The organism is Brevundimonas sp. Root1279 (genome assembly GCF_001425945.1).
Classification (GTDB): domain Bacteria; phylum Pseudomonadota; class Alphaproteobacteria; order Caulobacterales; family Caulobacteraceae; genus Brevundimonas.
The window spans coordinates 56,917-82,685 of record NZ_LMEB01000008.1; the positions used below are offsets into that span (position 1 = coordinate 56,917).

Annotated in this window: 15 protein-coding genes; 6 read left to right on the plus strand and 9 right to left on the minus strand. The window is 66.8% G+C overall.

The window, feature by feature from the left end; all coding sequences use genetic code 11:
• Positions 1 to 438: 438 nt before the first annotated feature.
• On the plus strand, positions 439 to 1,008 hold the full coding sequence (locus ASC65_RS12420) for a DUF4142 domain-containing protein (protein WP_056453709.1): 570 nt from the start codon (positions 439 to 441) through the stop codon (positions 1,006 to 1,008).
• A 450-nt stretch (positions 1,009 to 1,458) separates the two neighbouring features.
• On the opposite strand, the gene ASC65_RS12425 is transcribed toward ASC65_RS12420, so the two are convergent.
• The 3 genes from ASC65_RS12425 to ASC65_RS12435 all read right to left on the minus strand — a co-directional run bounded on the left by ASC65_RS12425 (position 1,459) and on the right by ASC65_RS12435 (position 3,287).
• A complete protein-coding gene (locus ASC65_RS12425) occupies positions 1,459 to 1,701 on the minus strand; it encodes a hypothetical protein (RefSeq protein ID WP_056453712.1) in 243 nt (80 codons plus the stop codon).
• Between the two features lie 132 nt (positions 1,702 to 1,833).
• The gene (locus tag ASC65_RS12430; protein ID WP_056453715.1) at positions 1,834 to 2,016 is read right to left on the minus strand and encodes a DUF3606 domain-containing protein; all 183 of its coding nucleotides are present in this window, start codon (positions 2,014 to 2,016) and stop codon (positions 1,834 to 1,836) included.
• Positions 2,017 to 2,393: 377 nt separating this feature from the next.
• Complete coding sequence (locus ASC65_RS12435) at positions 2,394 to 3,287, minus strand: LysR family transcriptional regulator (protein WP_056453718.1); 894 nt, start codon at positions 3,285 to 3,287, stop codon at positions 2,394 to 2,396.
• 101 nt (positions 3,288 to 3,388) lie between these two features.
• Here ASC65_RS12435 and ASC65_RS12440 point away from each other — a divergent pair, with 101 nt between their 5' ends.
• From ASC65_RS12440 to ASC65_RS12460, 5 genes are all read left to right on the plus strand, one after another.
• A complete protein-coding gene (locus ASC65_RS12440; RefSeq protein ID WP_056453720.1) occupies positions 3,389 to 4,621 on the plus strand; it encodes an MFS transporter in 1,233 nt (410 codons plus the stop codon).
• Entirely contained in the window at positions 4,608 to 5,702 is a 1,095-nt protein-coding gene (locus tag ASC65_RS12445) for an alpha/beta hydrolase (protein ID WP_056453723.1), read from the plus strand. Before ASC65_RS12440 ends, ASC65_RS12445 begins: the two co-directional genes overlap by 14 nt.
• Entirely contained in the window at positions 5,699 to 6,202 is a 504-nt protein-coding gene (locus ASC65_RS12450; RefSeq protein ID WP_200939838.1) for a (R)-mandelonitrile lyase, read from the plus strand. The genes ASC65_RS12445 and ASC65_RS12450 overlap by 4 nt, the downstream gene beginning before the upstream one ends.
• A gap of 124 nt (positions 6,203 to 6,326) precedes the next feature.
• Positions 6,327 to 6,683, plus strand: a complete 357-nt coding sequence (locus tag ASC65_RS12455) for a cyclophilin-like fold protein (protein WP_056453726.1) — start codon at positions 6,327 to 6,329, stop codon at positions 6,681 to 6,683.
• Positions 6,684 to 6,722: 39 nt separating this feature from the next.
• Positions 6,723 to 7,469, plus strand: coding sequence for an SDR family oxidoreductase (locus ASC65_RS12460; protein ID WP_056453729.1), 747 nt, complete (start codon positions 6,723 to 6,725; stop codon positions 7,467 to 7,469).
• Positions 7,470 to 7,724: 255 nt separating this feature from the next.
• Here ASC65_RS12460 and ASC65_RS12465 read toward each other — a convergent pair whose 3' ends face one another.
• From ASC65_RS12465 to ASC65_RS17730, 6 genes are all read right to left on the minus strand, one after another.
• Positions 7,725 to 8,423 carry a TMEM175 family protein gene (locus ASC65_RS12465; RefSeq protein ID WP_056453731.1) on the minus strand — a complete coding sequence of 233 codons (699 nt, stop codon included), beginning with the start codon at positions 8,421 to 8,423 and terminating at the stop codon, positions 7,725 to 7,727.
• The gene (locus ASC65_RS12470; protein WP_056453734.1) at positions 8,420 to 10,990 is read right to left on the minus strand and encodes an excinuclease ABC subunit UvrA; all 2,571 of its coding nucleotides are present in this window, start codon (positions 10,988 to 10,990) and stop codon (positions 8,420 to 8,422) included. Before ASC65_RS12470 ends, ASC65_RS12465 begins: the two co-directional genes overlap by 4 nt.
• Before the next feature lie 223 nt (positions 10,991 to 11,213).
• Positions 11,214 to 11,738: a hypothetical protein gene (locus ASC65_RS17195; protein WP_156459656.1), complete on the minus strand. Its 525-nt coding sequence runs from the start codon at positions 11,736 to 11,738 to the stop codon at positions 11,214 to 11,216.
• A gap of 498 nt (positions 11,739 to 12,236) precedes the next feature.
• Positions 12,237 to 12,617: a hypothetical protein gene (locus tag ASC65_RS17200; RefSeq protein WP_156459657.1), complete on the minus strand. Its 381-nt coding sequence runs from the start codon at positions 12,615 to 12,617 to the stop codon at positions 12,237 to 12,239.
• Between the two features lie 126 nt (positions 12,618 to 12,743).
• Positions 12,744 to 13,370, minus strand: coding sequence for a tyrosine-type recombinase/integrase (locus ASC65_RS12475; RefSeq protein ID WP_056453737.1), 627 nt, complete (start codon positions 13,368 to 13,370; stop codon positions 12,744 to 12,746).
• A 151-nt stretch (positions 13,371 to 13,521) separates the two neighbouring features.
• Positions 13,522 to 25,725, minus strand: coding sequence for a calcium-binding protein (locus tag ASC65_RS17730; RefSeq protein ID WP_056453740.1), 12,204 nt, complete (start codon positions 25,723 to 25,725; stop codon positions 13,522 to 13,524).
• Between the last annotated feature and the right edge of the window lie 44 nt (positions 25,726 to 25,769).

Below are 25,769 nucleotides of genomic sequence, written 5' to 3' on the forward strand. Positions count from 1 at the left end.
GCTGTCCCACGGCGGGAGGACCAGGATCTCGACAGGCCGAGATCCCAACAGACCGCGGAGGGCCCGCGCCGTCTCGTCCGCTCGCCGCTCGCTCGCCGCCAGAAAGAGGGTCAGCCCGCCGCCCTGAAGCTGCTCCGCCAGGCGAACCGCGGCGGCCGCGACAGGAGGACGGCGGGGTGCCTCGTCCGTTGGAGGGGGCGCGGGACCGCTGACCAGAGACTGTTCGCCGAGGACTTGGGGAGGATTCGCCATGTGCACCGTTTCACGCCAGAAGCGCTCAACCCCGCGAACGCAGGATGGCTCCGCTCAATCCGGTTCTGGACACGAGATAGCGGGACCGGCCGCCGAACGAAGGAGGAAGCGAGGGGCACCAACTCACGGACATTCGGAACATCTTGAAAGGGCGTGTGTTCAACCGGCCCCATCAGGAGAACCGCGATGTTCAAACCTCTTCTGGCCGGCGCCGCCTGCGCTGTCCTCCTCGCAGCCTGCAGCCAGGAACGCAGTCCCGAGCCCGTCGACGCGGCCCAGGACGCGGCCGCGGGTCCCGTCGGCCAGATGTCCGCCTCCACCGTCGGCGCCAACACGGTCGCGGGCTATGTGACAGGCGCCGCGACTGGAGACATGTACGAAATTCAGGCCGCCGATATCGCACTTGAGCGCTCGCAGAACAGCCGCCTGAAGACGCTGGCCGGCATGATCAAGACCGACCACACCGCCTCCACCGCGGCGCTCAAGGCCCTCCTGCCCACGGCCGCACCGGAAGCGCCCGTTCCGACCGCCCTGGACGAGCGGCGTCAGGGTCTCATCGACAACCTGCGCTCCGCATCGGCCGCTGACTTCGACCGGGTCTGGACCGATCAGCAGATCGCCTCGCACAACGAGGCCCTGACCCTCAAACGCGGCTTCTCCGATCAGGACTCGCCGCTGGCGGCTCACGCCCGCGACACCCTGCCCAAGGTAGAGGCTCACCTGCGCGAAGCCGAAGCCATCAAGGCCGCCATGTAAGACGATAGACGGCCGGGACCGCAGGTCCTGGCCGTTTCGTCCTTCGTGAAGCACGTCCGCTGTCCAGCTTCGCGATCCTCTGCAGCGTCGCTCGTGCCCGATGCAAAACATATTTTGCCTTCGGCCATCGAGCGCGGCCGCGGTCCCTGAAGCGATGTCGGCCATGCCCCCTCTCATGCGGTAACGACGCTGAGGCTGCGCGCTAGCTGCTTTCCGCCTAGCCGGACTCGGGAGGGGCTTGCGTCGTTTATGTCCGCCATGCGCCAGCAGCGGACATTGGCTCGTTGGCGGACAGCGGACATTCGGAGCGCGCTTCACCGACCCTCCGCATTCGCCCGTTAGCGACTTAGGCAACGTCCACTCCTGGGGCGTGGGTTCAACTACCGTCGGCCGTCCGCGGCTTACTGCAGCAGGCTACACAGCTGGCCCGACACGGCGCGTATATCCGAGCTACATTCGCTCGCCCGGCCCGCCGGACAATGTTGGCGACAAATCTGAGTTGCGCGCCGATCGACAGATGTCGCGCAGTTGGCGAGACAATGTCGTGCCGAACAGCTGGCGGCGCTCGTCGACCGTGTAGCCCTCTTTCGCCAGGGCATTGGCGATCTCCCCCATCGTTCCATAGCGCCCTGTGCACGCGAGTTCGAAGGCCCGCTCGAGGGGTGTCAGCCGCGTCTGAAGTTGATCAGTCATTCGGCAGATCTCGCGACCGATGTGACCCGGGCCGTACGCGTGGCGGCCGGCTTATCCGGCAGACCACCCAAGCACCGCCGCCGGCGAGCCCGAGCAAAACGGCAGCCAATAACCAGGTCGGATCGAGCGCCATCAGCGACGGCCTCCCAGCTCCCTTTGCACATCGGCGGCCATGTTGCCGACGCGAGCGACAGCGTCGCGAAGCGCCTGCTCGCTGACGCCGAATTTTTGACTCCAGTCGCGGACCTCGTAGTCTTCTTCGAGGCTGATCCGCTGGCGGTCGGCGCCGCCGGCGTTCGTCTTGTCATCCGTCATTGGAACTGCTCCGTACACATAGATGCCCGCGAGCGCGTAAACAGCTGTGTCAGAAGGTGTAGTCGGGACGCTCACGGCCTTTCTCCGCCGCAAAAAATGCTGTTCGGGGCGTCAGGTTCCTGTGTCGGAAAACGGACCTTTTCCCGCTATCCCGCAATCGTCTGGAGGCCACTGGGCAGCTCAGACCGCGCGCGTATTGGCTTGGCCGGTTAGGTCGCCCCGAAGCCGCTCCACGTGCCTTTCGCGGCGGCGCTTCCGAAGGTCGCATGCTAGCGGCGGTGCCAAGGTCCGCTTTCCGACCCTTCGCTGCGGCGTCGGGACAGCGCCGGAAGCGGACCTTCGGCTGATCGCCGGAACGAGACGTTGGAGCCAGTTCTTCAGCGAACTCGATGGCGCAAGGCGTCGACGATGATCTGGAAGGCCAAGAGGTTCTGGCGGCGGCTCGGGTAGTAGAGGAAATAGCCGTCGAAGGTGGGGGACCAGTCGTCGAGCACCTTTTCCAAAGCGCCGGACGCCAGGTGGTCCACGACCATGCTGTCGGGGATGTAGGCTATGCCGAAGCCGCCGAGGGCCGCATCGACTTGAGCGTATGAGTTGTTGAACGCCACCTGGCCGTCGACCCGTACCCGAAGTTCCTGCCCGTCCTTTTCAAACTCCCAGGCGTAGAGTCCGCCGGAGCTTTGGTGACGGGTGTTGATGCAAAGGTGTCGGACCAGATCGCGGGGGTGTTCGGGCCGACCGCGTTCCGCAAGGTAGGAGGGCGACGCCACCGCCACGAGGCGCCAGTCGGGACCGATCCGCACCGCGATCATGTCCTTTTCCACGCTCTCGCCCAGCCGGACTCCGGCGTCGTAGCCGTCCTCCACGATGTTGCGGAACGTGCTGTCCAGAACCAGCTCCACCTTGATGTCGGGATAGGTTTCGAGCACCGGCTTGAGCTTCGGCCAGACCACAGTCTCCAGAGCATGATCCGATAAGGTCAGTCTGATTGAACCGGACGGCGTGTCGCGAAACGCCCTCAGGGCGGCGATCTCATCCTCGATCTCACCGAGTCTCGGCGTGATCGTCTGCAGCAGCTTCTGGCCAGCTGCCGTCAGGGCGACATTGCGTGTCGTCCGCGTCAGGAGACGAATGTCCAGACGCGCTTCCAGCTGCTTGATGGTGTGGCTCAGGGTCGACTGGGCGACCCCCAACCGTGCGGCGGCCTTGGTGAAGCTTCGCTCTTCCGCTACCGCCTGAAACCAGGTGAGCTGGTTGAAATCGGTCGACAACGCCTTGGCCTCCGGTCGGGATTAATCGATCCAGTCGATTAGAGCATGCCGATCAAGCTGGCTAATCGGAAAGGTGCTGCGGGACTAGCTTCTGTCGCACCATGACCGACACCCCCGCATACCCGATTGAAGATCCCGCCACCCAGACGGCCTCCAGCGACTGGGGGGCCGTACTGTCGATGTCGCTCTGCGTCGCCCTGCTGATCGCATCGGAATTCATGCCGGTCAGCCTGCTGACGCCGATGGCCGCGGGACTCGACGCGACCGTGGGTCAGACCGGGCAAGCGATCTCGATCAGCGGCCTGTTCGCGATCGTGGCCAGCCTGCTTGTGACTACGGTCGCCGGGCGCCTGAACCGAAAGGGTGTGCTGGTCGGCATGACGGCGCTGATGCTGGTCTCGCTGGCGATGGTCGCCGCGGCCCCGAACTTCTCGGTGCTGATGATCGGGCGCGCCCTGCTCGGCGTCTGCATCGGCGGCTTCTGGGCCCTCGCGACGCCCGTGATCATGCGCCTCGTCCCGGCTTCGGACGTGCCCAAGGCTCTGGCCATCATGTATGGCGGCCAGGCCATCGCCGCCGCCTTCGCAGCGCCGATCGGCAGCTACGTCGGGGGACTGCTCGGCTGGCGGGAGGTTTTCTGGGCGCTGACGCCGCTGGTCGCGATCAATCTGGTCTGGCACCTCGTTGCCCTGCCGTCGTTGCCGGCGCGCGGTCGTCAGGACGTCCGGTCGATGCTCGCCCTGCTGCGTCGCCCTTACTTCGCCCTAGGCCTGGCCGCCTCGATGCTCTCCTGGGGCTCGGCCTTCACCATGTTCACCTATCTGCGGCCGTTCCTGGAGCGCGTGACCGGCGCGGACGTGACCCTCCTTTCCCTGCTTCTTCTGGCGCTTGGAGTGGCCGGCTTCGTCGGCACCTGGGCGGCGGGCCGCTTCATCAAGGACGACATCGCCTCTCTTCTGAAGCTGCCGGCCTTGATCATGGGCGCGGCGACCCTCGGACTGCTGCTGTTCGGCGGTTCGTGGATCGTGGTGGGCGCACTGCTCATCGTATGGGGCGTCATGAACACCGCCATGTCGGTGATCTGGATGACCTGGATGTCGCGCAATGCCGCCGATGCGCCGGAGGCTGCCGGCGCTCTGATGGTCGCGGCGGTGCAGGCCTCCATCCTGCTCGGCGCCGTCGTCGGTGGATGGTTGCTCGACGGCATATCCATCCACGCGACCTTCATCGGCAGCGTCGCACTGGCGCTCCTCGCTCTCGTCCTGATCCGTGACGGGACCCGCCTGCTGAACCCTGCTCATTCAAACCAGAGGGAAACCCATGATGATCTCTGAAACCCTTCCGCATGAGACGACCATGCGCCGCTTCGGCCGTCGCGATCTCCTGAAATTCAGCGGCGCGGGCGCCACCGCGCTCGGCGTCGGCATCCTCGCCCGCCCCAACCCCGTGAAGGCACAGACCATGACCAGCAAATGGGACAAGGTGTTCCCCAAGAGCGCCGCCGTCGACCACGAGAAGGTGACCTTCGAGAATCGGTACGGCATCCGCCTCACCGCCGACCTCTATCTTCCGAAGAACCGCTCGGGCGGGCGTCTGGCCGGGCTTGTGGTCGGCGGCCCCTTCGGCGCCGTGAAGGAACAGTCCTCGGGCCTCTACGCCCAGACGATGGCCGAGCGGGGCTTTGCGGCCTTGGCCTTCGACCCCTCGTTCACGGGTGAGAGCGGAGGTGAGCCTCGCAACGTGGCCTCGCCCGACATCAACACCGAAGACTTCATGGCGGCGGTCGACTTCCTCGGCCTGAATCCCTCAGTCGATCAGGAACGGATCGGCGTCATCGGCATCTGCGGCTGGGGCGGCATGGCGCTGAACGCGGTCGCGACGGACAAGCGGGTCAAAGCCGTTGCGACCAGCACCATGTATGACATGAGCCGCGTCATGTCGCGCGGCTACAACGACAGCGTCACGCCCGAGCAACGCGCGCAATCGCTGGAGCAGGTGAGCCGCCAGCGCTGGGTCGATGCCCGCAACGGCGGCCCCACCTACGGCCCCGCCTCCAACGAACTGAAGGGCGGCGAACCCCAGTTCCTGGTCGACTACCACGCCTACTACATGACGCCGCGCGGCTATCACGCACGGGCCGTGAACTCTGGCAACGCCTGGTCGGTCACGACCCCGCTGTCGTTTATGACCTTCCCGCTCATGACCTACATCGCGGAAATCTCGCCCCGACCGATCCTGCTGATCCACGGCGAGAACGCCCACTCGCGCTACTTCAGCGAGACCGCCTTCGCGGCGGCGGCCGAGCCGAAGGAACTGGTGATTGTCCCCGGCGCAAGCCACGTCGATCTCTACGACCGCGTCGATCTGATCCCGTTCGATCGACTGACCCGCTTCTTTGAGGAGCACCTGTCGTGATCGCCTCGATCCTCTCAGCCACGCCCGCCCTGTTCGGCGGCGAAACCCCCATGCAAACACGAGACGGCGCTCCCGTCATGGAAATCGGCCGCAAGGCCGACCAGACCACCATCGAGGGGCCAGCCGAAACGTTCACGGGCCGCGTCACCATCAGCGGCCAGTTCCAGCGCGAGGCCCCATCGCGCGTCGGCGGCGCCATCGTCCGCTTCGAGCCCGGCGCTCGCACCGCCTGGCACGTCCACCCGCTGGGCCAGACCCTGATCGTCACCGAAGGCGTCGGCTGGACTCAGATCGAGGGCGGTCCCAGGCTGGAGTTCCATGCCGGCGACATCCTGTGGTGCCCGCCCGGTCACAAGCACTGGCACGGCGCCACGCCGCACGAGGCCATGACCCACATCGCCATCCAGGAAAGCCAGAACGGTTCGCCGGTCACCTGGATGGAGCACGTCACTGACGAGCAATATCTCGGTGGCACTCCCGCGGCTGAAGCCGAGCGTTAGGCCGATGCGCCGGATGTTGGCGGTGCTAGCCGCAGTCGCCATCAGCGGCGCCTGCAGCAGTCCCGCGACGACAGCCGACGCCGCGAACGGACGGGATCAGGCACGCGCTGTAGCGTAGCAAACCATGCGGATCAGGATAACCACGACCGATCAAGTCTTCACCGCTGTTCTGGAAGACAGCGAGACGGCGCGCGACTTCGCTTCCCTGCTGCCGATCGAGGTCACGCTCGACGACTACAATAGCACTGAGAAAGTCGCCGACCTGCCCCGGCGGCTATCGACAGCCGGCGCGCCGGACGGCGCCGATCCCGTCGTCGGCGACATCGCCTACTTCGCCCCATGGGGCAATCTCGCGATCTACTACCGGGACTTCGCCTGGTCTCGCGGCCTCGTCCGCCTCGGCCGCCTCGAGGGCGACGCCTCATCGCTGGCGGCTGTGGAGGCCGGCAGGGCGCGGATCGAGATCATCCCGGAAGACTGACCACCCACTCCCTCCATTTTGAGATCAAGGCAAATCGCAATGACCGACAACATCACAGGCAAGACCGTCGTCATCACCGGCGCATCCAGCGGCATGGGCGCCGCCGCCGCCCGTCACTTGGCCGGAAAGGGCGCCGCGGTTGTCCTAGGCGCCCGGCGAACCGACCGCATCGACGCCCTGGTGAGCGAGATCACTGAGGCCGGCGGCAAGGCCATCGCCGTGCAGACCGACGTGACGAAGCGGGAAGACCTTCAGCGACTGATCGACGCCGCCATCGAGACCTACGGCCGCATCGACGTGCTGATCAACAACGCCGGGGTCATGCCCCTGTCCCCGCTGGAGCGGGTGAAGGTCGACGAGTGGGACCAGATGATCGACGTCAATCTGAAGGGTGTGCTCTACGGCGTGGCCGCTGCGCTTCCCCACATGGTCGCTCAGAAGTCAGGCCACATCATCAACGTCTCATCAGTGGCGGGTCACAAATTGTTCGGCGGCTCGGCCGTCTATTCCGCGACCAAGTTCGCGGTCCGCGCGCTCTCGGAAGGGCTGCGGCAGGAGATGGCGTCCCACCATATTCGCAGCACGATCATCTCGCCTGGGGCGGTGAAGACCGAGCTCCTCGACCACATCAGCGAAAAGGACGTGCAGCAGGCAAACCAGGACTATGTCGGCCAGGTCGGCGTGCCCGCCGAGACCCTCGCCCGGCTGGTCGCCTTCGCGATCAATGAACCGGAGGATGTCGGCATCAATGAAATCCTGTTCCGGCCGACCGCTCAGGAACTCTGACGTCCACCGACGTACATTCGCCGGGCGGTCCCACCGCCGCCCGGCCCTGCCGAAGAACTGCGGCGATCCGGAAGCAATGACCGAGATGCGCCAGAAGCAGACTCTGATCACTGGCCCCAGAGCGGACCTTCATCCCTTTGCCCCGTCCGCCTGTTACGCTCAGAAGGCTAGCGCGCCTGGAAAGAAACCGACCTTTGCTGGCGAGACCGGGAGCTGCTTCCGAACCCTGGTGACATCCACTGTGGCCAACTTGGGTCAAGGTAACTGCTGCGCGTTTGGTTCTTTCTCCCCGCCCGGGTACTCCCCCGGATTGTAGCGGGGTTTCGGCTGAGGCAGCAGGAAGAAGCCGACACAGAGCAGCGCGACCGCCACGCCAAGCCGGGGCGCGAACACCGAGAGCGGCACCGCAGCGATCTGGATCAACGCCGCAAAGCCGTAACGGCGCGTCATCTGGCGGAGAAAGTCGGCCGCAAGCCGCTCGTCCATCACGCGCCGGCCTGACAGGCCGTAGAACCACTTGGCCATCCAGACGCACGCGATGAGGGCGAGACCAGTCGCAAAAATCACCGACGCGACGGGTTCAAACCCGGAGCCAAGATGGAAACACCAGATACGGATCGGGTATGGAACGATGACGATGGCTAGCAGGAACAGAAGGTTGATCGCGCCGAACCAGTGGTCGCTTCTGCTATATATCCGCCCGGAATAATGGTGCTGCAGCCAATAGGCGCCGATCACGACGTAGCAGAGCAACAGGGCCAGGTGCTCGCGCCACTGATCCGCCATGGCCTGCAGCAGACCTGTGTAGCCCTGGGGTCCCTGCGGAGAACCAGGGACCTTGATCTCGACGATGAGCAGGGTCAGCGCGATTGCGAAAACCGCGTCGCTAAATCCCTCGAAGCGATCAAGACCGCGTTCTGCGCCATGGGTCTTCGCATGGGGCCGGGACATCATCCCTCCGAAACAAGCGCCGCGGACGGAGGTCTCTGTGCTGATCCTACGCCGAGCGCGCGAGCAAGATAGGGCGCCGTTCGGCTCGCCCGGCTAGCAGCCACCTTCGGGGGCGGGCCGCTCGCGACGATACGCCCGCCCTCGTCGCCGGCGCCGGGCCCGATGTCGATCACCCAGTCGCTGGCCGCGGCCACCTTCATGTCGTGATCGACCAGTATGACGCTATTGCCGGCGTCGACCAAGGCATTGAGCTGGCTCAGCAGGCGTTCGACGTCGGTCGGGTGAAGGCCGGTGGTTGGCTCGTCGAGCACATAGAGCGCGCCGCCGCGCTGGGCGCGCTGCAACTCGGTGGCGAGCTTTACCCTTTGCGCTTCGCCGCCCGAAAACTCGGTGGCAGGCTGTCCGAGGCGGAGATAGTTGAGCCCGACCTCGCGAAGCACCTTGAGCGACCGGCAAACATTGGGCGCGTCGCTGAAGAAGTCCCAGGCGTCCTCGACAGTGAGCGCGAGCACCTCGGCGATCGTTTTGCCGCGGTAGAGAATCTCGAGTGTCTTGGGATTGTAGCGGGCGCCGTGACACGCGGGACAGGGGGCATAGACGCTCGGCAGGAAGAGCAGTTCGACCATGACGAAGCCCTCCCCCTCGCAGCGGGGGCAACGGCCCTTGGCGACATTGAACGAGAAGCGGCCGGCGTCGTAGCGGCGTTTCCTGGCTTCGGGGGTCGCCGCGAACAGGGCTCTGACATGGTCGAACAGGCCGGTATAGGTGGCGAGGTTGGAGCGCGGGGTGCGGCCGATGGGCTTCTGGTCGACCTCGATCAGCCGACGAACTCCTTCGAGACCGCCGAGGATTCGACCCTCGGTCGCGCCGGTGGGGTCCTCCTCGAGCGCGGCTTCGGCGTCCGCCTCGGGTTCGCCCGCGAGCGGGGCGCCGAGCGCGCCGGCCACCAGCTCCACCAACGCCTGGCTAACAAGGCTTGATTTCCCCGAGCCGGAGATCCCGGTGACGGTGGTCATCACGCCGAGCGGGATCGCGCAGTCGACCTGCGTCAGGTTATTGCGCGAGACCGCCTCCAGTCGCAGCCAGCCGGCAGGCTCGCGCTGTCGGCTTGGCATCCCGGCGTCTTCGTCGAACAAATGGCGCCGGGTTTCCGACGCGGCGACCTTGCGCAGGCCCTCGATCGGGCCCGCGTAGAGAATCTCACCGCCGTGCTCGCCGGCGGCGGGGCCGACATCGACGATCCAGTCGGCGCGGCGAACGACATCCATCTCGTGCTCGACGACGAACAGGGAATTGCCGACAGCTTTCAGACCGTCCAGCGCCCGGAGCAGCGCCACGGTATCGGCGGGATGGAGTCCGGCGGACGGCTCGTCCATCACATAGACGACCCCGAACAGGTTGGAGACAACCTGGGTTGCGAGCCGCAGCCGCTGGAGCTCGCCGGGCGACAAGGTCGGGGTGCTGCGTTCCAGCGTGAGGTAGCCGAGGCCCAGATCGAGCAGCACCGAGAGCCGGCGGCACAGATCGCCGGCGATGTGTTCGACCACCAAGGCCTTCTCAGGGTGAGTCTTGCGCAACGCCATGAGCTTGCCGGCTTTCGCTTCGGCGTAAGGCGCGAAGATCTGCGAGAAGCGGGCCATGGGCAGGCGGCTCATCTCGGCGAGATCGAGGCCCTCGAATAGGACAGACAGCGATTCCCGGCGCAGCCTCTTGCCGTCACATACTGGGCAAGGCCGACCGATCATGAAGCGCGCGGCGCGCTTCTTCATCATGGCGCTCTGTGTGGTCGCATAGCTGTGGGTCACGTGGCGCTTCGCGCTCGAGAAGGTGCCCATGTAGGCAGGCTCGATCTCGCCGCGGACCGCGCGCTGTATCTCCTCGTGGGTCCATCCGGGATAGACCGGTACCTGGGGCTGCTCCTCGGTGAACAAGATCCAGTTGCGCACCTTCTTCGGGAGGTCGCGCCACGGCGTGTCGACGTCGATGCCGAGGCTGATCAGGATGTCGCGTAGGTTCTGGCCGCCCCAGGCCATCGGCCAGGCGGCGATGGCCCGCTCCCGGATGGTCTTCGAAGGATCGGGCACCATCGAGGCTTCCGTGACCTCGTGGATCCGGCCGAGGCCGTGACACCGCGGACAGGCACCTTCGGGCGTGTTGGGGGAGAAGGATTCCGCTTCGAGATGCGGCTGTCCCGGCGGATAGTCGCCAGCGCGCGAATAGAGCATTCGCAGCAGATTGGAGAGGGTGGTGACGCTGCCCACCGACGATCGGGTGGTGGGCGATCCTCGCTGCTGCTGCAGCGCCACCGCCGGCGGCAGGCCTTCTATGGCGTCGACCTCGGGCACCTCCATCTGGTGAAACAGGCGGCGCGCATAGGGCGAGACGGATTCCAGATAGCGGCGCTGGGCTTCGGCATAGAGGGTGGAGAAAGCGAGCGACGACTTGCCGGACCCTGACACGCCGGTGAACACGACCAAGGCATCGCGCGGTATGTCGACATCGACATTCTTGAGATTGTGCTCGCGCGCGCCGCGAACGCGGACGAAACCGGAGACCTCGGTATCTCGCATGCGAACCTCCTGCACCGGATACTCCCGGGCGTTCGGTTCGGTTGCATGGTTTGGGGGGGGCTCGTGGAATTCGCAGATGCTGTTGGGTGTCAAAAGGGACGGGGCGTTTCGGTCCGAGAAGCGCCAACAACGGACATTGGCTGCACTCCCGAAAGCGGACATTTGAGGTGCCCTGGCCGGAGGGTCCGCTTCCGGCCCCATAGCTGACGTTAGCCTAAACCAATCAGCGGGTCTTTGGCGCGTGGCGGTCGCAATCGAATGAATCATCCTGCAGCCAGTAACCGGCGCTTTTCCGCCTACCAGGATCGGGACTTTCCGAATTGATGACCGTCATTAGGGCGCGTGCCCGCGGGCAATCCCTACGACTCTGGGCGAGCACAACCGCCAAGTTGAACTCGGCCACTTCGTGGCCTTGCCGGGCACCGAGCTCTAACCATCGCAGTTGCTGAACAGCATCATCGCCATTTACGAGATCAGCGTCGGTCTGGCCATCCACGCCTGCCGCCAGACCGTAAAACTGCGACAGGCGAAATGACGCCTCACCGTCGCCCAACTTGGCACGTCGCTCAAGGGCTTGGCGTTCGGCGGGAGCCAAATCGAAGACGGTCCCCGAGCTTGCATATTCGACTTTGGATTCCGCTGAATGCGCTTCCCTCAGTTCGCTTGGTTCGGAATCCGAGCAGCCCACGAGAAGGGTGCCAAGCAATCCGAAGGCGATCGCGAATGATGCACGCATAACGTCGACCATACCGGAATGTCCTCCGCCCGCCATCCCTCTGGGGAGGTCGGCTCCCGACCCTTTGTGGACTCAGCCCGGCGACTGCTCATAATCACGAGAGGAAGCTGCGGCTGGAGAGTACGCATTGGCTTACGATGAATCGCTTCCGCCCACCCTATTGTTCGCGCTTTTGCTTGGGCTCGTTCTTAATCGCATGATTGCGGGATTTTGGCGGCCCCACTTTCGCTTAGAGCTTGCGATTGCCACCGCCGTACCAGCCCTCGGCTATCTCCTAACTGAGCGACAGGTGTACGACCTTGGGACGGTATCGACAGCGCTAGGGATCGCATTATTTGCCGCCGCGGCCCGCTTTCTACATTGGAAGTTCGGCGCCGGTTCGAAGGCCTCACCATAACGGTCCGCTTTCCACCCGTTATGGACCTTCGCAAGGTCCGCTCTTGGACGGTTCGGTCGAACGTCCGCTTTGATGCCGACTACGAATAACCGCTCCCGACCCGTTGCTGACGTTCAGACAACGACAAATCTGGCGGCGGTCATCCAAAATGATACCGCTGCCACCGCCGCTGCTGCTGATAGCATCGGGTGAAATGCGGGAGGTTTGGCTTTCCCAATCCATCTCTGAAGAAGCACTCCCAAGAGCAGGACGCCTAGAGCGAGCGCAACCGTTCCGCCGTTGAGGAACCAGCTTTGCCACGGCTCGACATAGATCCAGTCTCCGCGAGAGGCCAGACGGAGCGTTCGGTCAGTCGCAGGATCGGCGACGGATGAGCCAGAATTCCAAACACGGCCACTAAACCAGAACGCGCCAACTGCAATCAGCCAGACCTGCACGAAGGCATAGGACAGCAATATGTCGAATGCAGAGCTTGGCTTGTCTTTTGAACCCATAGCTGATGGTCATCGCGCCTTTGATCGTCTGCAAGCAAGTCTACGCGGCTTGAGGCAACCCGCAAATGTCCTCTAACCACCCTTAGCGGACGGACGCCGGGTCCGCTGAGCGAACCCGGCGAGGTGTCAGAGATCGATTTGCTCAGAGAGTTCCAAGGCGTCGTCCACCTCGATCCCGAGATAACGAACCGTGCTTTCGAGCTTCCGATGGCCTAGTAGCAACTGGCAGGCCCGCAGATTGCCGGTCTTCTTGTAGACGAGTGAAACCTTCGTCCGCCTGAGGCTGTGGGTGCCGTAAGCCGCCGGCTCGAGATCGATCAGCCGAATCCATTCATCGACAAGCCGCGCGTACTGCCGGGTTCCGATATGAGCCCCGGCATGACTTCGGCTGGGGAATAACCAGTCGTCGTCGCGATGGCCTCGCACCTCGAGCCACGCCGCGATGGCATCCCTGGCTGGCTCCGTGATCTCGAAGGGGACCGGTCTGCCCGTCTTCTGCTGGATGACGATAGACCGTTGTCGAAGGGTGCCGCCTGGCGCGACATCGCTGACGCGGAGCCTGACGAGATCGCAAGCTCTGAGCTTCGCATCCAAGGCGCAGTTGAACATCGCCAGATCGCGCACTCTCTTTGCGACCTTCAGCTGCTGGCGGATTGCCCAGATGTGCTTGGGCTTGAGAGGCGCCTTCGGACCGATGAGACGGCCGGCGTTCCAAGGGCGCTTCGATTGAATGAACAGGTCAGACTGGCGCATAGCCAACCTCCGTTGAGGTCGCCGCCCTGTCCGGATCCAATCTACTCCCGACGAGGCTCGTAAGCGCCAGCAGTGGTCATTTGATCCGGCAGCGGAAAGCGGACCTTAAAGGCCGTTGCGGCCGAGCCTCCCCAGGCTCGGCCGTCAGGGATCAGGTGGCCCAGTCGTCGCCAGCGCGTGGGATCCCGCCGTCGAGATCGACGATCAGCGTCCCCGGCTGGGGCAGATGCGCCAGCCGGTCCTCCAGACCGAGGAACAGCTTGTCGGCCGGGGCCGGCAGGACCTCATAGGCCAGGCCGTCCTTACCGTCGGCCAGGCCCGGCAGGACCTGGGCGAGGTCGTCGCCCAGCGCTGGCAGGACGAAGGCGTCCCCATCCTTGCCGAACAGCTCGTCCATCAGCAGCGGGCTCACCTCGGGGCCGGTGTCAGCGGGTTCGCCCGGGGTCGCCGAGACCGGCGGATAGCTGAGCAGGCGCACCTGATTGTTGGCCCAGCGGATCACCTCGATGGAGCTGACCAGGGTCGAGCCGTCGCGGCCGGCGACGCTGTCGGTGATGCGCCAGCCGGACCCCTCGGCGACGACCGTGTAGTCCGCCGCCAGCCCACGCATCTGCACCTCGTCCTTGCCGAGGCCGCCATTGATCACGTCGTTGCCGCCGCGGCCCCTGAGGATATCGTTGCCGTTCCCGCCGGTGATGGTGTTGTTCAGCGCGTTGCCGGTGCCGACGAAGGTGCCGGTGCCGCCGACGTACAGCAGGTTCTCGATGTTGGCGCCCATGGTGTAGCTGCCGATGCGCGCCTCGACCGTGTCGATGCCTTCGCCGGCCAACTCAACGCAGGTGTCGAAGGCGTCCAGCACATAGTAGTCGTTGCCCGTTCCGCCCTGCAGCTGGTTGTTGCCGCCGCCCGAACCGCCCCACAGGATGTCGTCGCCGCCGAAGCCGAGCAGGGTGTCGGTGCCGATGCCGCCGTGCAGGACATTGTTGCCGGCGTTGCCGATCAGCAGGTCGTTGAACACCGAGCCGGTCAGGTTCTCGACGCCGCTGAACGTATCCGTCGCGCCGTCGCCGTCATTGGTGGCGCGCATCAGGTCCAGCCGCGCGGTGACCCCGGCCGCGGCCAGGGTGTAGTCGACGGTGTCGATCCCCGCCCCGCCGTGCAGCACATCCACCCCGCCGCGGCCACGCAGGTTGTCGTCCCCCGCGCCGCCGGTGATCGTATTGGCCTGGGCGTTGCCGGTGGCGGCGAAGTTTCCGGTCCCGGTGAACACGAGGTTCTCGACGTTCAGCGCCAGCACATAGGCGTTGATCCGGGCCTCGATGGTGTCGGCGCCTTCGCCGGCGACCTCGACGACGGAGTCATTGGCCTCGAGGATGTAACGGTCGTCGCCGAGCCCGCCCTGGACCTGGTTCACCGCGCCGGTCCCGCCCCAGATGACGTCATTTCCAGCCAGGCCGAGCAGGGTGTCGGCGCCCAGGCCGCCGCGCAGGACGTTGGTGTTCGCATCGCCGATCAGGACGTCGTTGAAGGCCGAGCCGGTCAGGTTCTCGATCCCCGTGAGCGTGTCCGTGCCGCCTTCGCCGTCGTTGGACGAGGTCCCGTTGTTGAGCTGGGCGCGCATGCCGACCGTGGCGGACGAATAGTCGGACGTATCGATCCCGGCGCCGCCGTTGAGGACGTCGTTGCCGCCGCGACCGACAAGGAGATCGTCGCCCGCGCCGCCAAGCAGGGTGTCAGCCCCTGACGTGCCGGTGACGGAGAGTCCATAGGGATGCGGATAACCGCCGGTGTTGGCGGCGGTCATGGCGGAGCGATCGACGTTGTGCAGCACGAGCGCCGTGACCCCATCGACCTGAACCAGGACGTCCCCAGCGCTCTGAACGAGTGCGAGGCGGCCGGTCGCGAACGGATCGCCCACGAAGCCGAGACGACTGAAGTCGATGACGTCTCCCGACGGACCGATCTGGAAGTCGGTCACGATCCGCGTCCCGGCGCTGCTCGAGCCGAGGATGATCCGGTCAACGCCAGCTCCAAGGGTGAGGACGGCCGACACGGCGTTGAAGGCCCCGAACTCGATAACGTCGTCGCCGGCCCCGAGGTCGATCGCACCACTGTTCATCGCCCCGACCTGCACCGTGTCGGCGCCGTCGCCGCCCCTGACAGTCGAGGCGTTGAGCGTCGCGATCGCCGTGCTCAGCCAATTCAGCAGGATGACGTCATCCCCGTCGCCCCCGTCGAGCACGGCCTGACTGGTGACGTTGGCGCCGGCGTTGTGCGTCAGGGTCAGGGCGTCGCTTCCGGCTCCGCCCTCGAGCCGGTCACTGCCGACGCCCGTATCCCGCAGGATGTCGTCGCCGGCGTTCCCGACCAGGACGTCACTGCCGTTTCCTCCGGTCAGGCTGTCGCCGAGCGCGCCGCCGCTGATGAAGTCGTCGCCGATCCCCCCGGTGAGGGTCAGCCGTTCAGCGTTGCGCACCAGCACCCCGAGAACGGTCTGTTCGGCCGCGCCGGCGGTGAAGGCGACGGTGATCCCGTCAGCCCCGGCATGGGAGAACTGGACGATGTCCACGCCCGCCCCGCCTTCGACCGACAAATCGTCCGCGTCAGCGCCCAGGGTGTCATCGCCGTCGCCGCCGTCGAGCGTGTCGCGCCCGGCCCCGCCCGACAGGACATCCTCGCCGCTCCGTCCTTCCAGAATGTCGTCGCCGGCGCCCCCGGTCAGCTGGTCTACATAGCCCGCCCCGATGAACCGGTCGGCGTGGTCGGACCCGGAAGCGGACAGGCGCTCGATGGCGTACAGGGTCGAACTGCCGCCTGTGGTGTTCAGGACGGCGCCCTCGGTCAGTTCGAACGACAGGCCGGCGGTCGCGCCGAACAGGTTGATCGTGACCAGATCGATCCCGGCGCCGCCGTCGAGAATGTTGACGCCCGTCATGTCATAGAACTGGTCGTCGCCGTCGCCGCCGAACAGCTGGTCGGCCCCCGCGCCGCCGTCGAGGTAGTCGGCCCCCGCGCCGCCGATCAGGATGTCCGATCCGTTCTGGCCGAAGAGCCGGTCGTCGAAGGCGCCGCCGGTCAGCCGATCGTCTGCCGATCCGCCGGTCACCTGGACGGATTCGATCGAGACGAAGGTGTCGAGCCCCTCGGCCGTCTGAAGCGTCATGTCGCTGGCGAAGGTGAAGACCACGGCGGTGGCAAGATTGCTGAAGGTGATGTCGGCCCGATCGACGCCGGCGCCGCCGTCAATCAGATCGTTGCCGGCGCCGCCGTTAAGCTGGTCGTCGCCGTCGCCGCCCGAGAGCCGGTCGTCGTCCGCCTCGCCGTAGAGACGGTCGGCACCGACCCCGCCGTCGACCGTGTCGCGCCCTGCCCCGCCGAAGACGTTGTCGTCGCCTTCGCCGCCGCTGACGATGTCGTCGCCGGCCACGCCCTGAAGGGTGTCGTTGCCCGCACCGCCGTCGAGGACGTCATTGTTGTCGCCGCCGTTCAGGCTGTCGACGCCCAGACCGCCGCGCAGGATGTCGTCGCCAGCCTGGCCGGAGATGACGTCGTCGCCGGCGCCGCCTGTGACGGAATCGGTCCCGCCGTTCGAGCCGGTGTAGTTCAGCCGCTCGATATTGCGGATGGTCAGCGACCCGAACTGCGCATTCGGATTGTTCATATCAAGCACATTGGTCTGGGCCGTAGCCGTCAGGGTCAGCAGGTCCAGGCCCGCGCCGCCGTCCACCAGCAGGTCGGACGCATCGGCCGTCACCAGATCATCTCCCGCGCCCCCCGACAGGCTGTCGGCCCCGAGGCCTCCGTTCAGCGTATCGCCGCCGCCCGCACCGTTCAGCACGTCGTCGCCGGCATTGCCCGTCAACTGGTCGGCAAGCGCTCCGCCGGTCAAGATGTCAGCCCCGCTGCCGGCGAACATGGTGATGCGCTCGACGTTGCGGATCACGGTCCCGAAGACCGTCTGGTCGGCCGAGGGCGTGGTGAGATCCAGCGTCAGCCTCACCGTTGCGCCCGACAGGCTGAGGGTGGCGAAGTCGATCCCAGCGCCGCCGTCGAGGATGGCGTCGTCGAGGTCCCCGAACAGCGTGTCGTCGCCGTCTTCGCCGAACAGGCTGTCAATTCCCGAACCGCCCGTCAGCCGGTCCGCACCGCTGCCCCCTCTGAGGAGATCGTCGCCGTTGTTGCCGGTCAGGATGTCGTCGAGCGCGCCGCCCGTCAGGTCGTCGGCCGCAGTTCCGCCCTGGAAACTGATCCTCTCGACGTTGCGCAGGGTCGTGGCGCCGACGATCTGGTCGACAGAGGGGTTTACCAGGCTGAAGACCAGGGAGGCCTCGGCCGCGGTCATGTGGATCTCCGCGAAATCCACGCCGGCGCCGCCGTCGATCAGAGTGTCGAAACCGTCCAGCGAACTCAGGGTGTCGTCGCCGTCGCCGCCGCTGAGGCTGTCGATGCCGCCTTCGCCCGTCAAGGTGTCCGAGCCGCCGCCGCCGACCAGGACGTCGTTGCCGGATGCGCCGTTCATGGTGTCGGCAAGAGCGCCGCCGGTGATCACGTCGGCGCCCTGACCACCGATGTAGTTCGACAGCCGCTCGATTCCGACGACAGTCGTGCCGTTGGCGACCTGGCTGACGCCGGGATTGGCGAGGCTGAGCGTGATGTCGGCCAGCGCCTGCCGCCAGTCCAGGATGGCGGCATCGACGCCTGCGCCGCCATCGATCAGCGTATCCGCGCCGTCGAGTACCCCGGAGGTGATGGTGTCGTCTCCGTCGCCGCCGGACAGGGAGTCCGCCCCGTTTCCGCCGTCGAGCGTATCGGCGCCCAGACCGCCAGCGAGGGTGTCGGCCCCTTCGTCCCCAAACAGCTGGTCGATCCCGTCGCCGCCGTTCAGCGTGTCCGCGTCGGCGCCGCCGCGAAGGGTGTCATTGCCCGCGTCGCCGGACAGGGTGTCGGTTCCTTCCGCGCCCTGCAGGGTGTCATTGCCTGCGCCGCCGGTCAGGTTGTCATTTCCCAGGCCGCCCAGGAGGGTGTCCGTGCCCGCGCCGCCTGACAGGATGTCGTTGCCGGCGAAGCCCTCGATCCGGTCGTCGAGCGCGCCGCCGGTCACGGTGTCGACACCCGACCCGCCGAGCCAGTTTAGCCGCTCGACGTTGCGCAACTGGGTCCCGTCGAACGTCTGGGTCGTCGCCGGAACAGCGATCGAGACGGTCATGGCCACGGTACTGGTCTGGCGGTCGATCAGCGCGTGATCCGTACCCGATCCGCCGTCGATCAGGCTGTCGCGCAACCCGTCGTCGTAGCTGATGCTGGTCAGGACGTCGTCGCCCGCGCCCCCCGAAAGGGAGTCCGAACCCCGTCCGCCGTCGAGCGCGTCATTGTCGTCGCCGCCGTCGATCGTGTCGTTGCCTCCGCCGCCCTGGATCGAGTCCGCGCCGGCGTCGCCGAACAGTTGGTCGAGGCCCTCGCCGCCGTCGAGCGTGTCCGCTCCCGCGGCGCCCCGCAGGACGTCGTTTCCGGCCATGCCGCGCAGCACGTCGATCAGGGCTCCGCCCGTGACAGTGTCGATGCCCGTCCCGCCCGTATAGTCCAGCCGCTCGATGTTTCGCAGCGTGGTGGAGTCGAACACCTGGCTGGTCGCCGGATTGGCGATGGTCAGGGTGATGGCCGTGGCTGTCGTCGAGCGGTCGACAAGGGCCAGATCGATCCCGGCGCCGCCGTCGATCAGACTGTCGCGCGCGCCGTCGCCATGGTCACGGCTGCTCAGCACATCATCGCCGTCTCCGCCGGACAGGCTGTCGACGCCGAGGCCGCCGTCGAGGGTGTCGCCGCCCGTGCCGCCGGTGAGCAGGTCCGTGCCCGCGCCGCCGGCGAGGATGTCCGACCCTGCAGCGCCGTCCAGAACGTCGTCGCCCGCGTTGCCGCTGAGGGAATCGTCCCCCGCCGTCGCGACGATGGTGTCGACGCCCGATCCGCCCAGATATTCGACCCGTTCGATCCCCGACACGGTCGTGCCGTCCGAGGTGGTCGAGGCCGCGCCGAAGTTGAAGTTGGCCGCGGCCGAGCCGTTGCTGCGGTCGATCAGGGCGAAATCAGTCCCGCCGCCCCCGTCGATGACCGAGTCCATCGTGCCGTCGCCGGTGTTGCGGCTGTACAGGCTGTCGTCGCCGTCTCCGCCGGACAGGACGTCTACGCCCGATCCGCCTTCCACGACGTCGGCGCCCGCGCCGCCGTTCAACGTGTCGGCGCCGCCGCCCCCGGACAGGGTGTCATCGCCGTCGTCGCCGCTGAGAAGGTCGATCCCCTCCCCGCCCTGCAGGGTGTCGCCGCCGCTTCCGCCGGACAGGACGTCGTCGCCCGACCCGCCGGCCAGGGTGTCGACACCGCCCCCGCCCGCCAGGGCGTCGGCGCCGCCGTTGCCCGATATCGTGTCGGCCAGGGCGCCGCCGGTGATGATGTCCGCCCCCGCGCCGCCGCTGTAGGATATCCGCTCGACGCCGCGCAGCGTCAGACCGGCCGAAACCTGTTCGACCGCCGGATCGGCGATGCTCAGCACGGCCCCGTCCAGGTTGGTGCGGACAATGGTGGCGAAGTCGCTGCCGCCGCCGCCGTCTATCAGCGTATCCGTCGCGTCGCTGGTGATGACATCGTCGCCGTCTCCGCCCGACAGACTGTCCGCTCCCGCGTCGCCGGCGATCGTATCAGCGCCCTGTCCGCCGTCGATGACGTCGTCGCCGGCGCCCCCGCTGAGCAGGTCGGCGCCGCCGTCGCCCGCAAGGGTGTCGTCGCCGTTCTCGCCATTGACGGTGTCATTGTCGATGCCGCCGTCCAGGGTGTCGTCGCCCTCGCCGCCAAAGAGCTGGTCCACCCCCGCCCCGGCCCGCAGGGTGTCGGCGCCGCTGTAGCCGTAGAGCACGTCGTTGAAGGCGCCGCCGGTCACCTGGTCGTCGCCCGATCCGGCCCGGTAGGTCATCAGTTCGACGCCGCGGACGATCGTGCCGCCGACGTTCTGGTCTACGGCGGAATCGGCGATGCTGAAGACCACGCCCGTGGTCATGTTGCGCCGGTCGATGGTGGCCGTGTCCCGGCCTGCGCCGCCGTCGATGAGGCTATCGACGAGCGTTTCATTGTCGCTCTGCAGATTGTCGTCGCCGTCTCCGCCGGACAGGGAATCGACACCGGCGTTGCCGTACAGGAAGTCGGTGCCAGCTCCGCCTTCGACAACGTCGTCGCCCGATGCGCCCGAGACGCTGTCGTTGCCGTCTCCGCCCCGCAGGGTGTCCGCGCCGTTGCCGCCCTGGAGGTTGTCCACCCCGGTGCCGCCTTCCAACAGGTCGTCGCCGTCGTCCCCTCTCAAGGTGTCGTCGCCACCGCCGCCCAGCAGCGTGTCGGAGCCTGCGCGTCCCTGGATGTTGTCGCTGAGCGCGCCGCCGGTGACGGCGTCCGCCGCCGAGCCGCCGATGTAGGATTCGAGCTGCTCAAACCCGCTGACCGCGGTCGTGCCGAACATCGAGGTTGCAGCCGGGTTCGAGATGTCCAGCACAAGGCTGGTCGTCACCGTCGAGACATCAATCGAGGCGCGGTCCTGGCCGTCGCCGCCGGAGGCGATCAGATCCGCCGCGTCGAAGGTCAGGCGGTCGTCGCCGGTTTCACCCGTCAGCGTGTCCGCGCCGACTCCCCCGTTCAGGGTGTCGTTTCCGGCCATGCCGCGCAGCATGTCGTCGCCCGCGCCGCCGGTCAGGTTGTCGCCGGTCGCGCCGCCGATGATCTGATCCACGCCCGAGCCGCCCGTGAAGACGAGGTTTTCCATGCCCCGGATGACCGTCGCGCCCGTCGCCTGGTCGCCGGTCAGCGACAGGTCGATTGTGATGCCGGCGGTGGAGTCGCTGCGGTTCAGGCTCAGGGAATCGAGCGTGCCGAGGCCGCCGTCCAGAAGGGTGTCGAACGTATCTCCGGACAACTGGTCGTTGCCCGCGCCGCCTTCCAACCGGTCGCCGCCAAGGCCGCCGGTCAGGTCGTCGCCGCCATTGCCCCCGCGCAGGATGTCGTCCCCGGCATCGCCCCGGAGATAGTCGTCGCCGGCGTCGCCGTTCAGGGTGTCCGAGCCCTCGCCGCCATCTAGGGAATCTCCACTGTCGCCCCCCGACAGGACGTCGTTGCCCGCATTGCCGGACAGGTTGTCATAGCTTGCGCCGCCGGTGATGGTGTCGACGCCCGACCCGCCGCCGTAGATAATGCTCTCGATGCCGCGGATGGTCAGGCCGTCGGCGACCTGCTGCACATTCGGGTCGGCGATGCTGAAGGTGATCGCGACCGTGGCACTCAGCCGATCGATCCTCGCCGAGTCGAACCCTGCGCCGCCGTCGACCAATGTGTCCCGGCCGCTGTCGATCAAGGTCCCCAGGTTCGGGTCTTCATAGGACTGGGTGCTGACGAGCACGTCATTGCCGTCGCCGCCGGTTAGGGCGTCGCTGCCCAGACCGCCGTCGATCTCGTCATCGCCGGCTCCGCCGTTCAGGATATCGCTGCCAAGCCCGCCGGTCAGGGTGTCGTCCCCGCCCATGCCGTTCAGCGTGTCATTGCCCGCCGCGCCGTCGAGGATCTCGTTGTAAGCCCCGGCCGTGACGTTGTCGGCGCCCGAGCCGCCAATGTAGTCGATCCGCTCGACGTTCCGCAGGGTCAGGCCGTCGAAGACCTGCTGGACCGACGGGTCGGCGATGCTGAAGGTGATGTTTCCGGTCGCGCCGGTCCGCTCGATGCGGGCGTAGTCAATGCCGGCTCCGCCGTCGATCAGGCTGTCGCGGACAGTGTCCACGACGTCGGTGAATGTGGCCCAATCGAACAAGCTGACCAGGCTGGTGAGGGTGTCGTTCCCGTCGCCGCCGAACAGTTGGTCGATACCGAGGCCGCCGTCGAGACCGTCGTCCCCCGCGTCGCCGCGCAGGATGTCATTGCCGGCGTCGCCGCTGAGATAATCCCCATCATCGCCGCCGTTCTGGGTGTCGTCCCCGGCGCCGCCGTACATGCTGTCGCCGCCGGCGCCGCCGTGCAGCGTATCGTTGCCGATCTCTCCGGACAGGGAATCCCCCCCAAGCCCGCCGGTCAGCACGTCATTGCCGCCGCCGCCGCGCAGGTCATCGACCAGGGCGCCGCCGGTGATGGTGTCCACGCCGCTGCCGCCGGTAAAGTACAGCCGCTCGATGCCGCGCACGGTCGTCGGGCCGAACACCGCGCTCACCGACGGATCGGCGATGCTGAAGGTGTAGGCCGTCGTCAGGGCGCTGGTCAGGTTGAGATAGTCGACCCCCGCTCCGCCATCCAGAAGGGTGTCGGTGGTGTCCGCCGTCAGATAGTCGTCGCCTTCCCCGCCTGACAGAGAGTCGGCGCCCGCGTCGCCGTTGATATCGTCGGAGCCTGCGCCGCCGGCCAGAACGTCGCCCCCCGTGCCCCCCCGAAGGTAGTCGTTCAGCACTCCGCCCGTGATCGTGTCGACCCCCGACCCGCCAAAATAGGTCAGGCGCTCGATCCCTCGGATGACGATTCCGTCGGCGACCTGACTGGCGCCCGCGTCGCTCAGGTTCAGGGTCACGGCCCCGCTCCCGGAGGACATCTGCAGGGTGAGGAAGTCGAGGCCCGCTCCGCCGTCGATGAGCCGGTCGCGGGTTCCCGCGCTGTCGATGCCGCCGTTGATCGTGTCGTCGCCGTCTCCGCCCAGCAGGACGTCAGCCCCGTTCTGGCCGTTGAGGGTGTCGTTGCCGTCCAGGCCGCTGATCGAATCCGCCGCTGACGACCCGTTGAGATTATCGGCGCCGACGGTGCCGTTCACCACCCGCAGGGCGACGTCCAGCATGGCGAACGTGCCGTCCGAGAAGGTCACGGTCTCGACGCCCACCACCCGGTTGGTTCCATCCGGACTGCCCGTCCGCAGGTCGATGATGGTGACCACGCCGAGCTCGTCCGAGAACGAATAGTCAGTGCGCGCGCCGGTCAGGATCAGACGGTCATTGCCGTCTCCGCCGTCGATGTTGTCCGCGCCCGCGCCGTCGGTGATGACGTCGTCGCCCGCGCCGCCGGACAGGATGTCGTCACCCGCGCCGCCGATGAGAGCGTCATTGCCGCCGTTGCCATAGAGCTGGTCGTGATTGGTGCCCCCGGTCAGGGTGTCCGCGCCGGAACCGGACAGGAACTGGATCGTCTCGAATCCGCGCACGACAGTGCCGCCGACGGTCTGATCCGTCGCGAGGTTGACGTTGTAGGCGAGCGCCGTCGTCAGCAGCGTATTGTCCATCCGCAGCAGATCAAGCCCGGCCCCGCCGTCGATCAGGGTGTCCCGCGCCGTGTCGCCCGTCTGGATGAGGCTGTAGACGACGTCGTCGCCCGCGCCGCCGGAGAGGCTGTCGGCGCCGGCCGTGTCAGCGACGAAGTCGTCGCCGTCCCCGCCGGACAGGGTGTCATTGCCCCCCATCCCCTGGACTTCATCATTGCCGGCGCCGCCGGACAGGATGTCGTTTCCGGCGTAGCCGTACAGGACGTCGTTCAGCGCACCGCCCGTGACGGTGTCGACGCCCGAGCCTCCGTCGAATTTCACGACCTCGACGTTCCTCACGACGGTGCCGGCGGCGTTGCCCACCTCAGCCAGGGTGAAGTTCAGCGTGATGGCCACGCTGGCCAGGGTGCGGTCGATATGGGCGATGTCCAGCCCGAGGCCGCCGTCGATCAGGCTGTCGTTGACCTCGCCCGCCAGACCCGTCGAGACGATCAGGTCGTCGCCGTCGCCGCCGCTCATACTGTCGTCGCCGCCGTCCCCGAACAGCCGGTCGTCGCCCGCGCCGCCGGTTAGCACGTCGTTGTCGATGCCGCCCTGGAGCTCGTCGTTCCCGTCGCCGCCGGCGACCGTGTCCGCCCCGTCCCCGCCGAGCAGGAAGTCGCCGTCGCCGTCGCCGGACAGGTTGTCGGCGCCCGCGCCGCCGTAGAGGGTGTCAATTCCGGCTCCGCCGGTGAGGACATCTACGCCCGCCTCGCCCGACAGCATGTCGGCCCCGTCGCCGCCGGTCAGGTTGTCATCACCGTCCTCGCCGAACAGGCGGTCGTCGCCGCCATTGCCCACCAGAACGTCATTGCCGGCCCTGCCCTGAAGCTCGTCGTTCAGCGCGCCGCCGCTCAGCTGGTCCGCGCCGGAGCCGGCGGCGAACAAGGTCCGCTCGATGCTGCGGAAGACCGTGCCGTCGACGGTCTGGTCGCCCGAAAGGGTCAGGTTGAACACGAGCGCCGCGGTCGCGGCGGTCCGGTCGACGACCACATAGTCGTTGCCGGTCCCGCCATCGACAAGGGTGTCGCGCGTGCCGTCCGCGATGCCGGTATAGATGGTGTCGTCGCCGTCTCCGCCGGACAGGGAATCCACGCCGTCCTGCCCGACGACCATGTCGTTGCCCAGCCCCCCCACGAGGACGTCGTTCCCCAGGCCGCCATACAGGGTGTCGTCGCCGTCCCCGCCGTCGAGGCTATCGTTGCCGATGCCGCCGTCCAGCGTGTCCTTGCCGTCTGCGCCGGAAAGGACGTCATTGGCGCCGTAGCCGCTGATGACGTCGTCCAGGGCCCCGCCCGTGACCGTGTCGGCAAAGGCGCCGCCGTCGTAGGTGATCTGCTCGATTCCCCGGACCACAGTGCCGTTGATGACTTGGTCGATCGACGGATTGGCGATGCTGAAGGTGATCGCCCCGGTGGCGAAGGCCATGTTGATCCGGGCGTAGTCCGTCCCCGCGCCACCGTCGATCAGCAGGTCATGCTCGCCCGACAGGCCGGTATAGGCGTCGCTGTAGATGCGGTCGTCGCCGTCGCCGCCGGACATGGAGTCGTTGCCCGTCCAGCCCTCCAGCCAGTCGTTCCCCGCGCCTCCGACCAGGACGTCATTGCCGACATCGCCGTCGATGTAGTCGTCCAGCGCCCCGCCCGTGATCGTGTCGACGCCGGAGCCGCCGATGAAGCGGATCTCCTCGATGCTGCGCAGGATCGTGCCATGGTAATTCTGGTCGACCGCCGGGTTCGAGAAATCCAGCGTGACGTTGGCCGTCGTCTGGCGACGGCTGATGTAGAGGTAGTCGTTGCCTTCACCGCCATCGATGAGGAAGTCGAGGCCGTCGGCGTCATCGCCTTGGTTGACGTAGAAACGATCGTCCCCTGTCCCGCCGTAGAGGTTATCCCGTCCCAGACCGCCCGTGATGCCGTCGTCGCCATCCCCGCCTTCGATCACGTCGTCGCCGCCGTAGCCGAACAGGCTGTCGTCGCCCCCCATGCCGGAGATCAGGTCGGCCTCGTCGCCCCCTTCCAGATAGTCGTAGAAAGACGACCCGACGCGCTCGACCATGACGTTCCCCCGATGCGAGAACGCAAACGCCCGCGCAATCGTTA

What these genes read in the sequence shown, in the direction of transcription:
- ASC65_RS12420 (WP_056453709.1), top strand. Translation starts at nt 439, where the DNA reads ATGTTCAAACCTCTTCTGGCCGGCGCCGCCTGCGCTGTCCTCCTCGCA.
- ASC65_RS12425 (WP_056453712.1), bottom strand. Translation starts at nt 1,701, where the DNA reads ATGACTGATCAACTTCAGACGCGGCTGACACCCCTCGAGCGGGCCTTC.
- ASC65_RS12430 (WP_056453715.1), bottom strand. Translation starts at nt 2,016, where the DNA reads ATGACGGATGACAAGACGAACGCCGGCGGCGCCGACCGCCAGCGGATC.
- ASC65_RS12440 (WP_056453720.1), top strand. Translation starts at nt 3,389, where the DNA reads ATGACCGACACCCCCGCATACCCGATTGAAGATCCCGCCACCCAGACG.
- ASC65_RS12445 (WP_056453723.1), top strand. Translation starts at nt 4,608, where the DNA reads ATGATGATCTCTGAAACCCTTCCGCATGAGACGACCATGCGCCGCTTC.
- ASC65_RS12455 (WP_056453726.1), top strand. Translation starts at nt 6,327, where the DNA reads ATGCGGATCAGGATAACCACGACCGATCAAGTCTTCACCGCTGTTCTG.
- ASC65_RS12460 (WP_056453729.1), top strand. Translation starts at nt 6,723, where the DNA reads ATGACCGACAACATCACAGGCAAGACCGTCGTCATCACCGGCGCATCC.
- ASC65_RS12465 (WP_056453731.1), bottom strand. Translation starts at nt 8,423, where the DNA reads ATGATGTCCCGGCCCCATGCGAAGACCCATGGCGCAGAACGCGGTCTT.
- ASC65_RS12470 (WP_056453734.1), bottom strand. Translation starts at nt 10,990, where the DNA reads ATGCGAGATACCGAGGTCTCCGGTTTCGTCCGCGTTCGCGGCGCGCGC.
- ASC65_RS17195 (WP_156459656.1), bottom strand. Translation starts at nt 11,738, where the DNA reads ATGGTCGACGTTATGCGTGCATCATTCGCGATCGCCTTCGGATTGCTT.
- ASC65_RS17200 (WP_156459657.1), bottom strand. Translation starts at nt 12,617, where the DNA reads ATGGGTTCAAAAGACAAGCCAAGCTCTGCATTCGACATATTGCTGTCC.
- ASC65_RS12475 (WP_056453737.1), bottom strand. Translation starts at nt 13,370, where the DNA reads ATGCGCCAGTCTGACCTGTTCATTCAATCGAAGCGCCCTTGGAACGCC.
- ASC65_RS17730 (WP_056453740.1), bottom strand. Translation starts at nt 25,725, where the DNA reads ATGGTCGAGCGCGTCGGGTCGTCTTTCTACGACTATCTGGAAGGGGGC.